This is a genomic window from Duganella sp. HH101, assembly GCF_001758795.1.
Lineage (GTDB): Bacteria > Pseudomonadota > Gammaproteobacteria > Burkholderiales > Burkholderiaceae_D > Rugamonas > Rugamonas rivuli.
In genome coordinates this window covers 173867-186511 of sequence record NZ_LRON01000007.1, presented here as the reverse complement: position 1 = coordinate 186511, position 12645 = coordinate 173867, and the positions used below count along the sequence as shown (strand labels likewise).

14 protein-coding genes are annotated in these 12645 nt (G+C 56.6%); 8 read left to right on the top strand and 6 right to left on the bottom strand.

The window, feature by feature from the left end:
- Nucleotides 1-93: 93 nt before the first annotated feature.
- Nucleotides 94-429, bottom strand: coding sequence for a hypothetical protein (locus tag DUGA2_RS33530; RefSeq protein WP_168167787.1), 336 nt, complete (start codon nt 427-429; stop codon nt 94-96).
- Between DUGA2_RS33530 and DUGA2_RS13740 the strand changes: the two genes are divergently transcribed.
- The 7 genes from DUGA2_RS13740 (at nt 428) to DUGA2_RS13710 (ending at nt 6633) form a co-directional block, all read left to right on the top strand.
- Nucleotides 428-2518, top strand: coding sequence for a bifunctional diguanylate cyclase/phosphodiesterase (locus DUGA2_RS13740; protein ID WP_168167786.1), 2091 nt, complete (start codon nt 428-430; stop codon nt 2516-2518). The two genes, DUGA2_RS33530 and DUGA2_RS13740, sit on opposite strands and share 2 nt — an antisense overlap.
- A gap of 83 nt (nt 2519-2601) precedes the next feature.
- The gene (locus DUGA2_RS13735; RefSeq protein ID WP_070269840.1) at nt 2602-4200 is read left to right on the top strand and encodes an inorganic phosphate transporter; all 1599 of its coding nucleotides are present in this window, start codon (nt 2602-2604) and stop codon (nt 4198-4200) included.
- A 13-nt stretch (nt 4201-4213) separates the two neighbouring features.
- On the top strand, nt 4214-5134 hold the full coding sequence (gene ppk2 / locus DUGA2_RS13730; protein WP_175022871.1) for a polyphosphate kinase 2: 921 nt from the start codon (nt 4214-4216) through the stop codon (nt 5132-5134).
- A 50-nt stretch (nt 5135-5184) separates the two neighbouring features.
- Nucleotides 5185-5556, top strand: a complete 372-nt coding sequence (locus DUGA2_RS13725; protein ID WP_070269807.1) for a VOC family protein — start codon at nt 5185-5187, stop codon at nt 5554-5556.
- 13 nt (nt 5557-5569) lie between these two features.
- Complete coding sequence (locus DUGA2_RS13720; RefSeq protein ID WP_070269806.1) at nt 5570-5938, top strand: glyoxalase superfamily protein; 369 nt, start codon at nt 5570-5572, stop codon at nt 5936-5938.
- A complete protein-coding gene (locus DUGA2_RS13715; RefSeq protein WP_070269805.1) occupies nt 5935-6273 on the top strand; it encodes a hypothetical protein in 339 nt (112 codons plus the stop codon). Before DUGA2_RS13720 ends, DUGA2_RS13715 begins: the two co-directional genes overlap by 4 nt.
- A gap of 9 nt (nt 6274-6282) precedes the next feature.
- Nucleotides 6283-6633: a DUF3147 family protein gene (locus DUGA2_RS13710; RefSeq protein ID WP_070269804.1), complete on the top strand. Its 351-nt coding sequence runs from the start codon at nt 6283-6285 to the stop codon at nt 6631-6633.
- A gap of 1 nt (nt 6634) precedes the next feature.
- Here DUGA2_RS13710 and DUGA2_RS13705 read toward each other — a convergent pair whose 3' ends face one another.
- The 3 genes from DUGA2_RS13705 to DUGA2_RS13695 form a co-directional block, all read right to left on the bottom strand.
- Nucleotides 6635-7699, bottom strand: coding sequence for a porin (locus DUGA2_RS13705; protein WP_070269803.1), 1065 nt, complete (start codon nt 7697-7699; stop codon nt 6635-6637).
- A gap of 73 nt (nt 7700-7772) precedes the next feature.
- Nucleotides 7773-9089 (bottom strand): MFS transporter, encoded by a 1317-nt coding sequence (locus DUGA2_RS13700; RefSeq protein ID WP_070269802.1) that lies wholly within the window; start codon nt 9087-9089, stop codon nt 7773-7775.
- A gap of 31 nt (nt 9090-9120) precedes the next feature.
- The gene (locus DUGA2_RS13695) at nt 9121-9606 is read right to left on the bottom strand and encodes a gluconokinase (protein ID WP_070269801.1); all 486 of its coding nucleotides are present in this window, start codon (nt 9604-9606) and stop codon (nt 9121-9123) included.
- A gap of 310 nt (nt 9607-9916) precedes the next feature.
- Between DUGA2_RS13695 and DUGA2_RS13690 the strand changes: the two genes are divergently transcribed.
- Nucleotides 9917-10363: a hypothetical protein gene (locus tag DUGA2_RS13690; protein ID WP_141753270.1), complete on the top strand. Its 447-nt coding sequence runs from the start codon at nt 9917-9919 to the stop codon at nt 10361-10363.
- A gap of 194 nt (nt 10364-10557) precedes the next feature.
- Here DUGA2_RS13690 and DUGA2_RS32675 read toward each other — a convergent pair whose 3' ends face one another.
- Together DUGA2_RS32675 and DUGA2_RS33525 are read right to left on the bottom strand one after the other, a co-directional pair.
- Entirely contained in the window at nt 10558-11505 is a 948-nt protein-coding gene (locus DUGA2_RS32675; RefSeq protein WP_071658912.1) for a retron St85 family RNA-directed DNA polymerase, read from the bottom strand.
- On the bottom strand, nt 11502-12473 hold the full coding sequence (locus tag DUGA2_RS33525; RefSeq protein WP_141753269.1) for a retron St85 family effector protein: 972 nt from the start codon (nt 12471-12473) through the stop codon (nt 11502-11504). The genes DUGA2_RS32675 and DUGA2_RS33525 overlap by 4 nt, the downstream gene beginning before the upstream one ends.
- Between the last annotated feature and the right edge of the window lie 172 nt (nt 12474-12645).

The following is a 12645-nucleotide window of genomic DNA, read 5'->3' as shown; positions in this document are numbered from 1 at the left end:
GCCTCGCGCCTCGTCGCGACAAGCCGCCTGTTAATTGCAGCGTACCGCTGCGAATGGCCACCGACGCCTCCCCGGCCGTACCCCACCACCACATTACGTAAGCGCTGCGGTGCCAGGCGCTGCAACGGTGTCAACCGTCAAGTTTTTTGATGTTGCAAAAAAATTGCATTTTTGCATTTTTTGACCTGGATCAAAGATTTTCGCTCCACCAAAAACAAAGATAGGAACGCCAGCCTGAAACGGACGGCAGGATGAACTATGCCCACATCGATCAGGAAGACTGCAGACCACAACGAAAAGCGAACGACCGAGGTCAAGGCTAAATGTCGTGCCCTGGCCCAAGGTGAAGTAAACCAAAGTCGCAATTTCCAATAACAACCAACGGGAAATCACCACCATGCAAGCCCCGCTCAGCTCCACAGCCATCATGCAGGCCGCCACCACTCGCGCACTACAGGAAAGCGAAGAGAGCCTGAACGCCATTTTTGACGCCGGCCCCGACGCCATGCTGATTAGTAACAATGAAGGCATTATTGTATTAGCAAGCCGACAAGTCGAACCCATTCTGGGATACAAGCCCAAAGAACTGCTCGGCCAGTCCATAGAATTGCTGGTGCCCGACGCATATCGGCAGGAACATGCGGAGCATCGCAATCAATATATCGCATCCCCTACTACCAGGCTCATGGGGCAACGGCGGGAGATCACCGCTCGCCACAAGGATGGCAATGAATGCACGGTAGAGATAGGCTTGAGCCAGATAAGCTCCGCAATCGGCGTATTCGTTGCAAGCTCGATTCGTGATATCCGCGACAGAAAAAGCGCGGAAGATGCTGTCCGAGCGCACGCTGAAAAATTGCGCTACCTGTATGAGCTCTCTCCACTGGGCATCGTGCTAACAGATATGGAAGGTCGATATTTGGAATTCAACCAGGCGTTCGAGAAGATCTGCGGCTATTCTGCCGGTGAATTAAGGGCGCTCGACTATTGGCAGCTAACACCACGAAAATATGAAGACGCCGAGAAAAAGATCCTTGATGACCTGGCTTGCACCGGGCATTACGGTCCCTATGAAAAGGAGTATGTACGTAAAGACGGCACTGTCGTTCCGCTACGCTTGAATGGGGCCCAGGTAGCGGCGTCCAACGGGGAAAAATTCATTTGGTCGATCGTCGAAGACATATCATCGCGCAAACAGTCAGAAGACAAGATTCGCGAACTTGCGTTCTTCGATCATTTGACGGGCTTACCCAATCGCGCACTGCTGCATGACCTGCTGCGCCGCGCGATAAGCAGCAGCCAGCGAAGCGAAATGTTTGGCGCATTGCTATTGATTGACCTCGATAACTTCAAGACCATTAACGATACGCGCGGCCACACTGTTGGCGACCAGGTACTGACCAAGGTGGCGGAACTATTAAAGAAGTCCGTGCGCAACGACGATATCGTCGCGCGCCTCGGCGGCGACGAGTTCGTTGTCGTTCTAGTCCATCTTGACAGTGAAATCAATGATGCCGCAGGCAGCGTAAAAGAGATTGCAGAAAAAATCCTCGACGTGCTGGACCATCGGATTCAATTGGGAAACAGTTCGTTCCAATGCACGGCCAGCATAGGCGCATCGCTATTCAGGGGCGCCGAGACCACACAGGAGGACTTGATTAAACAAGCTGACCTGGCAATGTACAGGGCGAAGGCAATGGGCCGCAACACCATCAGCTTCTTTGATCCGACCATGGAAGCAGCGGTGCTGGCCCGGGCGACGCTCGAACAAGAACTACGCATCGCCATCGATGAAAATCAGTTCACCTTGTACTATCAACCTCAGATATCAAAGACTAAGGAGGTGATAGGTGTCGAAGCACTGATACGCTGGCTGCATCCGAACCGCGGGCTTGTCGCGCCCGACGGGTTCATCGAAGTGGCCGAGGAAACGGGTTTAATCTTGAGCATGGGGCATTGGGTCCTGCACACAGCATGCCTTCAATTAAGTCGATGGGCAAAGATGCCCGAGTTCGAAGACTTGACGCTTGCCGTGAACGTCAGTGCTCATCAATTCGGTCAGGCGGACTTTGCCACCCAGGTGCAAGCCATACTCCTGACCACCGGCGCAAATCCGTATCGGCTCAAACTCGAACTGACCGAAAGCGTACTGATGGTGAATGCAAAGGAAATCGCCGCAAAAATGTCGTCGTTAAAATCGTTGGGAGTGGGTTTTTCACTGGACGACTTTGGCACCGGATATTCGTCGCTTTCCTATCTAAAGTTGTTGCCCATAGATCAGTTAAAGATCGATCGATCTTTTGTACGTGACGTACTGCTGGATCCGAATGATGCTGCCATAGCGCGTACCATCATCGCGCTTGCTCATAGCTTGCAGTTATCCGTTATCGCCGAAGGCGTAGAAACCCAAGATCAACAGAAGTTTCTCGATACAGCCGAGTGTGATTCATACCAGGGCTACCTGTTCAGCAAACCGCTTCCAATAGACGAATTTGAAAAGTTCCACAGCGATGCATGAACTCAATATCATCAACGTCGTCATATCTCTGTCATATTCGACAAGTACATTCAGCTACCACCTTGATACTGGAGCTGAATCGCATGAATACAGTCGTCCAAGCGGCGCGGGTCAGCCCCGCTGATAGCAAGAACCCCCCCTTCACCGCCGCAATCTTCTTCCTGCTGCTGGTCGCGGGCTTGCTGTTCAGCGGCTACAGCCTGCGCACCGACGTCACCGAAGCCGGCCCGGTCGCCACCAACTGGCTGCCCTACGTGCTGCTCGGCGTGGCCCTGCTGATCGCCCTCGCCTTCGAATTCGTCAACGGCTTCCACGACACCGCCAACGCCGTCGCCACCGTCATCTACACCAACTCCATGCCGGCCAACGCCGCCGTCGTCTGGTCCGGCTGCTTCAACTTCCTTGGCGTGCTGACCTCCAGCGGCGCGGTCGCTTTCGGCATCATCTCGCTGCTGCCAGTCGAGCTGATACTTCAAGTAGGCGCCGGCTCCGGCTTCGCCATGGTGTTCGCGCTGCTGATCGCCGCCATCGTCTGGAACCTGGGCACCTGGGCGCTCGGCCTGCCGGCATCGTCGTCGCACACCATGATCGGCTCCATCCTCGGCGTCGGCATCGCCAACGCGCTGATGCACGGCCGCGACGGCACCAGCGGCGTCGATTGGGCGCAGGCCTCCAAGGTCGGCTACTCGCTGCTGCTGTCGCCGATGGTCGGCTTCCTGTGCGCCGCCTTGCTGCTGCTGGCGCTGCGCGCTTTCGTCAAGAGCCGCGAACTGTACGAAGCCCCGGTCGGCAACACGCCGCCGCCCTGGTACATCCGCGGCCTGCTGATCCTGACCTGCACCGGCGTCTCCTTCGCCCACGGTTCCAACGACGGCCAAAAAGGCATGGGCCTGATCATGCTGATCCTGGTCGGCACCGTGCCGATGGCCTATGCGCTGAACCGCGCGCTGCCGGTAGACCAGGTCACGCAGTTCGTCGCCGTGGCGCAGGTCACGCAGCAGTCGCTGCAAAAATACATCCCGCCCAACGCCCTGCCTGCGGCCGAGCCGCGCCCGGTACTGTCGGCCTACATCCGCAGCAAGCAGCTAACGCCTGACGTCGTGCCAGCGCTGGCCACGCTGATCGGCGACATCCGCAACGCGGTCAAGCAGCATGGCTCGCTGGCCAAGGTGCCTGCCGAAACCGTGGGCAACGTCCGTAACGATATGTACCTGGCCGCCGAAGCGATGCGCGTGATGGACAAGACCAAGGCCGTGCCCTTCGACCCCGACGCCTCCGCCAACCTGAAAGCCTTCAAGCAGCAGCTGGACGACGCCACCAAGTTCATTCCGCTGTGGGTCAAGGTGGCGGTGGCGATCGCGCTCGGCCTGGGCACGATGGTGGGCTGGAAGCGCATCGTCGTCACCGTCGGCGAGAAGATCGGCAAATCCCACCTGACCTATGCGCAGGGCGCGTCGGCCGAAATGGTGGCGATGCTGACCATCGGCGCGGCCGACGTCTACGGCCTGCCGGTATCGACGACGCAAGTGCTGTCGTCCGGCGTCGCGGGCACCATGGCCGCCAACCGCTCCGGCCTGCAATGGTCCACCGTCCGCAACCTCGCTATCGCCTGGGTGCTGACGCTGCCGGCGGCGATCCTGTTATCGGGTTCGCTGTTCTGGCTGTTCTCCCACATTTTTTGAACCAGGATAGACCATGCGACTGAATGAAACCGACTTGATGGAGCGCGTACAGCGCGAGCTGACCGACAGCTATGACGAAGAGCTGGAGATGGAACTGGAAGACCGCGAGATCGATCCAGTCACCCGCCAGGTGCTCGTCAGCGAACGCAGCGACGAGGCCAAGGAAGCCCGCCGACTCTACTTCCGCGAGTTGTTCCGCCTTCAGGCGGAGCTGGTCAAGCTGCAGGACTGGGTGGTCCACACCGGCCACAAGGTCGTGATCCTGTTCGAAGGCCGCGACGCCGCCGGCAAGGGTGGCGTCATCAAGCGCATCGTCCAGCGCCTGAATCCGCGCGTGTGCCGCGTGGCCGCCCTGCCCGCGCCGAACAACCGCGAGCGCACGCAGTGGTACTTCCAGCGCTACGTGTCGCACCTGCCGGCCGCCGGCGAGATCGTGCTGTTCGACCGCAGCTGGTACAACCGCGCCGGCGTCGAGCGCGTGATGGGCTTCTGCACCGACGAGCAGTACGAAGAGTTCTTCCAGACCGTGCCGGAATTCGAGCGCATGCTGGCGCGCTCCGGCATCCAGCTGATCAAGTACTGGTTCTCGATCTCGGACGAGGAACAGAATGCCCGCTTCCTGGGCCGCATCCACGATCCGCTCAAACAGTGGAAACTGAGCCCGATGGACCTGGAGTCGCGCCGCCGCTGGGAGGAGTACACCAAGGCCAAGGAGATCATGCTGGAGCGCACCCACATTGCCGAAGCGCCGTGGTGGGTGGTGCAAGGCGTGGACAAGAAGAAGGCCCGTCTGAACTGCATCCACCACCTGCTGGAGCAGATGCCGTATGTGGAAGTCGAGCACCCGGCGATCCAGCTGCCAGAACGCGAGTACCACGACGACTACGTGCGCCGTCCGGTGCCCGCCGAAATCATCGTGCCGGAAGTGTACTGAACGACGGTGCTGTGCTAAAGTTGGCCGATCATCCATGTTAGGAGGTCGACATGCAACTCGGCGCGTTTTCCATCAGCCTGGCGGTCAAGGACTTGGCCGCCTCGCGGGCTTTCTATGAAAAGCTGGGCTTCAAGGAGTTCGGCGGCAACCCCGCGCAGAACTGGCTGATCCTCAAGAACGGCGACCATATCATTGGCCTGTTCCAGGGCATGTTCGAGAAGAATATGCTGACCTTCAATCCAGGCTGGGACCAGAACGCCACGGCGCTGGACGGCTTCACCGACGTGCGCGAAATCCAGCGCCAGCTGAAGGCGCAAGGCGTCGCCCTCGACTCCGAGGCCGACGAATCCACCACCGGCCCGGCCAGCATCATCCTCACCGACCCCGATGGCAATCCCGTTCTGATCGACCAGCACCTGTGAGCGGGCCTTCACCATGAACCTGAGCCGCATCACACCTATCCTGAGAAGCTTCAACGAAGCGCAGACACGGGAATTCTATGTCGACTTCCTGGGCTTCCAGGTCGACTGGGAACACCGCTTCGAACCGGGCCTGCCCTTGTACTTGCAGGTATCCCGTGGCGACTGCGTGCTGCACCTGACCGAGCATTTCGGCGATTGCAGCCCGGGCGGCGCTATCCGCATCGAGACCAGCGGGCTGGATGAATTCCACGCCGCGCTGCTGGCAAAGCAGTTCAAGTACTCCCGTCCCGGCATCGAGGATATGCCATGGGGCAGCCGCGAGATGTCGATCAAAGACCCTTCGGGCAACCGGCTGACCTTTGTCGGCACCGACACGCCATGAAGCTGCTGCTCGCACTATCGCTGGCGTGCATCACGGCGCACGCGGACGATGGACAAGCAATGCTCAGCTCCACCGGCGGCCAGTTGACCCGCTCGACCTTCACCAAGGGACTGCATGAACTGAAACTCGGCACGGCGCCGGCCGCAGTTAAGCTACAATCCCGCGATGCACAGATGTCCAGCGCCATCGCCAGCGCTGCGAAAAAGGATTTTATCCAGGAGGGGATCGAAGCATCCCGAAAAGCGCTGCTGGCGTGCCAACAAGAGACGTCGGCCGTGCTGGTCATGCCGTCCTTGCGCAGCGACAGCCAGCAGGCGCATTGTTATCGGTTTTAAAGGAAGTGTATGGCCTGGTTAATCATCAAGTACCTGTTGACGTCCGCCGTCGTAGTCGGCGTGTCGGAGTTCGCCAAACGCAGCGACCGCGTGGGAGGCTTGATCGCCGCGCTGCCGCTGGTGACGGTACTGGCCTTGATATGGCTGTACGTGGAAAAACAACCCGAGCAAAAAATCGCCAATCACGCGTGGTACACCTTCTGGTACGTGGTGCCGACGCTGCCGATGTTCCTGGCCTTCCCTGTCCTGCTGCCACGCATCGGCTTTTGGCCGACGCTGCTGGCATGCATAGTCCTCACCATCGTTTGCTTCGGCCTGTTCGCGATGCTGGTGCGCCGCTTCGGCATCGAGCTGCTTTGACTTAGAAGCGGTGGCGCAAGCCGACGGTGAACTGACGGTTGCCGATACCCGGTTCTTCGCTATTCCCTTCCGTGTAGCCGCCGCCGTTGTGGTTGCGTATCAGCGCATAGGAGGTGTAGATGTCGGTGCGCTTTGAGAACGCATACATATACGCCAGCGCATACTGTTGCGCGTCCTGATTGCGCGCGGTGCGGTCGTTCTTGTTGATATACGTCGCAACCACGGTGCTCACGCCAAGCGGCACCGTCACGCCCAGCAGCACATCGCGGCTGTCTGTGGAGGCAACCGGCGCCGGTCCATCGAAATTGATGATGGAGCTGTTCAGGGGCGAGGAGTTCAAACCCCGGTCGACACCATAGCCAAACCAGGCCTTGGCCGGGCCAAAGTCATAGTTCGCGCCCAGCAGCGTATTGCGCGCCGAGCCGGTGTTCTTCAACGTGGCCGTGTCATTGTTCTTGTTGTGATAAGCCAGCCGCACATTCAGCGGACCATGGCTGTAACCAAACGATCCACCCAGTGCGCGGCTGGCGCGCTGATCCCCGGCCACCTCGCCCGCCACATACATGGCGTCGGCGCTGAAGCCATCGATGACCGGCGTGCGATACAGCACCGAATTACCGGCCCGGAAACCAGTCGACGACATCAGGTTGTTGGAACGCGCAATCCCGTTGCGCAGCGGGTCGACGATGGTATTGAGCGTGGTGAACAGCGGCGTATCCTGCAAGCCCGCCGATACCGCACCATACTTAGTGCCCAGGCCGACGATGCTGGTACGGCCGAACAGCGTATTGTTCTGGGTCGAAGTCCCCGTGTCCGCATGAATCCCGCCTTCGATCACAAAGAAGGCCGACATGCCGCCGCCCAGGTCTTCGCTGCCACGGAAGCCCCAGCGGCTTTGCGTCGCCATGCCGCTGGTGGCGCGGGTCGATGTGCCGGCGATGCCGCCGCGGTCTTGCGAAATGCCCATGTCCATCACGCCGTAGAACGTCACATTGCTTTGCGCCAGTGCGGCGGTCGAACAAGTGGCCAGGGCGAGCGCACCCACCGCATAAATGCTTTTTTTCATTTTGTCTCCAGATTTTGATTGTCGGCGAGACGGCGCGCTGTCGGCGCCGCCTCATCCGCAGGTAGGACTTACATCAGCGCGCCGGCTGGATGGCGCCGCGCGGCTCAGGGTCGGGAATGGCTTCGATCTTGCCGAGCACGAAGACGAAGGACACGATGCCGATCAACAGGATCACGCCAGCCACCATGAAGGCGTTGGTGAACGAGTTGGTCGCGCCGACGATCATGCCGGTAACGATAGGAGCGGCCGCGCCCATCAGGTTATTGGCAAAGTTCATGATCCCGCCGATGGTGCCGGCGCCGCCCTTCGGCGCGATCAGCGATGGCAGCGACCAGCCCACCGGTGCAGCCGAAGCCAGGCCGCCCAGGGCGATCGAGATCCAGAAGATCGCCCAGGCCGGATCGGTGGTCTGGGTCGCGCCGAACACGGCCAGGCCCAGCACCATGCCGCATACCAGCACACCTTTGCGGACCAGCGATTCATCCTTGCCGCGTGAGATCAGATGATCGATCAGCCAGCCGCCGACGAACAAGTCGGCCACCGTCGCCACCAGCCACGGAATCGCGGCGTAGCCGGCCGACTTCAGGATACTCATGTGCATGGTCTGCACCAGATAACCAGGCAGCCAGGTCAGGAACAGATAGAACGAGTAGCCGTAAGCAGCGAAGCCTATGGTCAAGCCCCAGATCTTGGTTTTGGTCAGCAGATAGCCCAGCATATTGAGCGCACCCGCTTCCGACGGACCTTCCGGCGAAGCGCCGCCGTCCTGGATGTAGCGCAGTTCTTCCTTGCTCAATTTGGGATCGGCGCTGGGATCGCGGTACAGCACATAGAACGCGATGAAGTAGCTGAAGCTCAGCACAGCGGTCAGGCCGAAGCCCCAGCGCCAGCCGAAGGTGACGATGGTCAGCGCCAGCAGCGGCACGCCGATCACATTGGAGAACTTGGCGGCGGCGTCGAAGATCGCCGTTGCCATGCCGCGTTCATTGCGCGGGAACCAGTAGCCGGTGGCTTTGGCGCTGACCGGGAAGGCAGGCGCCTCGGCAATACCCAGTAGGATGCGCGCAGCGAAGATGCCGGCGAAGCCGCTGGAAAACGCGGTGATCGTGGCAGCCAGCCCCCACAGGAAAGCGCCCCAGCGGCCGACGCGGGTAGGACCGAACCGGTCCATCACCATGCCGACCGGAATCTGCAGCAGCGAATAGGACCAGGCGAAGGCGCTGAACAGCAGGCCCAGTTCGACCGGTGTCAGGTTGAATAATTCCTTGATCTGTGGCGCGGCCACGGACAGGCCGATGCGGTCGATGTAATTGATCAACACGCCTACTCCGAGCAGCGCGCCTATGCCCCAGCGCCGCTTCGGTATCTTCTTGGTGATATCGCTTTTCATTCTGTCTCCCAGTTAAATTATGGATGGCACGCTATGGCTGCGGCTCCGGATACTGCAAAATAAGACTGACCAGCTGCGATGGCGGCAGCGTCAGGTCCAGGCGCAAGCCTGATTCATCGGCCTGCAGCGGTTCAAGGTCGCGCAACTGGCTGTCGAGCAAACTTGTTGGCATGTAGTGACCGGTGCGGGATTGCATGCGGCTTTCGATGACGGCGCGTTCGCCGTCCAGATGAGCGAAACGCAGCTCGGGGTCGGCCTGGCGCAGCAGGTCGCGGTAGCGTCGCTTGAGGGACGAGCAGGACAACACCAGTCCCTCGCCACGTTGCGCCGCTTCCCGGATCTTGGCTTGCAGCGTCAGCAGCCAGCCGGCCCGGTCCTCGTCATTGAGCGGCACGCCGGCCGACATCTTGGCGACGTTCTCCGCCGGATGGAAAGTGTCGCCTTCAAGGAAAGGCACTCCGAGTTCCGTGGCCAGGCGCGACCCGATCTCGCTCTTTCCACAGCCACTGACTCCCATGACGACCCAACGATATACCGCACTTTTGTTCACAGACACTCCAAATTGTTAGCGCTAACAAGACCTGTAGTCTAGCTTGTCGTCGTTTTTTGTAAAGGATAATCCGTGCTGCATCGCACAAACTGTGGCGCGGCTTGGACGCTGGAGCCAATTCCACAATTTCGCTGACTATTCCGCTTGAAAATTTTCAGAGACAATGTTAGCGCTATCAAACAAGTGCCGATGGCCCCATGATTTATCCCCGAATTGGTCTCCCCCCGCTGCCACGTGGCGGACTACCATCGGGGCCATTATCATCGGAGGCCCATCCATGCACGCAACCGCACCAGTCATTCCCCAACGCCATGACGCCGCAAGGCCGTGGTGGCACGCATCGCCAGCCGTCTGCGCGATTTTCTATCCGTATCTGCTCAAGGGGTTTCACGCCAACGTCAATGCGGGAATGGCCTTGCCGGCGCTGCTGCTGGCGCTGTCCATGGCGATACCGCTGATCGGCTTCGTGGTGGCCTGGAAGCTCGGCAGGCTCGCCCATCCTAACGATGCGCAGATCACCGCCAAGCGCCTGGCCTGGCTAGCCGTCGCCGCTCCGCCCATCTACACGGCCGCCGGCGTACTGCTTTACATGGCAGGCGACCCGGTCGCCGACACCACGCTCTGGCTTGGAATCTGGATCGTGTTGGCCGCAGCCGGCGTCCGCTGGATATTCGCGTCCAAACCACCACTAATTCGCATCAAGCGCCGCCACTTAATCGCATGAACTACCGCCACCCATTCGCATTGATAGCCGCCACCGAGTCGCACTTAGCGCCGCCAATCGATTCCTTATGCGAACACCACGGCGGGCGTCGAAATTTCGAACAGAGCAATTATCATCTAGCAACGCGTATATCTAATACTATTTTATATACGTCCGACATTTGTGGTTGAAGGCTTGAGTTATTCACTTCTATTTTAAATTTCGGTAACTTTCCTGAGTTTAAAAATCTGCTCTAGAAGCTGATTTCCATATTTTTTATCCATTCGAACGACAAAATCTGGTTCAATGTCCTTGGCAAATCCAAGCAGCCCTTGAGTTCTGAATGCTTCATCGGGACTTAAAATCCCAATTGAGAATTTATGAATTAAAGCACTAATCTCTCGTTTTCTATCGCGCCCCAAAGAGATGTTATTTTGGCTATTAATAACAACGCCAGTCACCATTCGTTTGAATTTTTTTGATAAATGAACAGTTTTCTCACTATTAATTGAAAGCCTAGGATTCTGAACCGTTGCAATAGACGAAGCTATCATGATCTCGACCTCGGTGGATATATCTTTCTGATTGGTAGAAAACGTAAGATCGTCTGCATAACGGGTATAGGTTATATGTTTGTCATCACACCAATTCTGTATTATATTATCGAGCTCATACATTACAGTGTTGGATAAGCACGGCGATGCTGGCGAACCTACACTTAGCGCCAAATCCAATCTTCCAATATTAAGACAACTTATAATAGCCATTCTCTTAATGTCTTCAATTTCATACTGCTCTGAAAGATGGCGGCTGAAGTGTGCAACTAGGTCATTATAGGTAATAGATGGGAAGAAATTCTTAAAATCAAGTTTGACCATATATCTTGATTTTGCATGCATTTCAGCATTGTGTTTTATGCTAGCTCCGGACCTATACGCAGTGGCGGCTTTATGGATGGGGAGAGAACCAAAGGCATTTTCGACTAACCAATTTTGAATTAGCTTAGTTTCGCGGGCCGGTTGCGCTATGATTCGCTCCCCGCCTGATCTCTTCGGGATAGTATAAATCTTGTAGGTGTACGGCGCACGAACTATTAGTCGCTCAATCTGAGTGATTGGCAATCCAGTACCTGCTCGGATTTGAGTTAACAGTTTGCTACTCATATGGCGATTGCGGTAGAAAACTGTTGTATAGCGCGGAATCGATTTCTTTGTTTTGAGTTTGTTCGATAAAATGCGACGCAATCAGCTTGCGTTCTTATCGCGTCATGCCTAGTACCATCGGAAAGTGTGAGTCGCAGTCTATGGTATTGGTATTTCCCGCTTAAGTAAAAAGCCGCGTCACTATAGGTTCGCTTAGTGATCAAGTTAAATCGTTCCAGAAGAAACAACTTCCTGCGGAGCTCATCCTTATCAAGTTTAATATCTAAAAATGCTAGAAATTCAGAAATTTCACTTTCCTTCAACGCAGTAAAGAGCGATATCATTTCGCATATCAGCGTGAGTTTGTGTGAATTAGAATCATATCTAAAAACGAGCGATTTTGGAACCTTATCTAATTCTTCTTGAAGATCAGCAATAACATCTGTCACAACTTCTTGAGTGATAGAGCTTGGCACATCAATGCGCCACGGATAATTTTTTACAGCTGAACTGGATTGCTCCCGAATATATCGCAGTATCCCTAAGTTAATAAAGGAATTCGAGGCTTTAGCATTTTCAAAATCTAAAGACTTGATTGCCACCATTTTCTTATGGAGTTCGGGGAGCTGGGAAAATGCACCTAGCTCGGCAATAGCGCCGGGGCTCTCTAAAATTACTGCAACTAGAGAGCAGATGCCAGCCAGCTCTTGTTCAAAATCCATTAGATTTCGAAACATTCCATCCGCATGCCAATCAGTGATGTCTTCAGGGCGATATGTCTCGTATTGAGGAAAAGCATGCGTAATAGCATGCCGTAGTGAGGCAACCACTGGTGGCGGATCTTCTTTGCGCTCCTGATAGTTTACCTTGCCTCCGCAGAGCAAAACGATATGGTTATTGGTATATTCGACCCGACTAGCTCCCAAATTAATTTTTTGAAGCAAAATTGGACGAGGATCATCAGAAGTTATAGTACTAATATTCTTCACCTAGAAAAGCCGCAGCGTAAATTTGCGGACCGGAATGAGGCGCAAGCCGATTGTAGGGCCGCAAATTTTCGCTGCGGCTCAAGTGAGATCAATCCAATAGAGTCTGGCTAATCGCCCGACTAAGCCAACATCTCAATGAGATGAGTCTTTGTTCGCGTAAAGAATAGTTTAT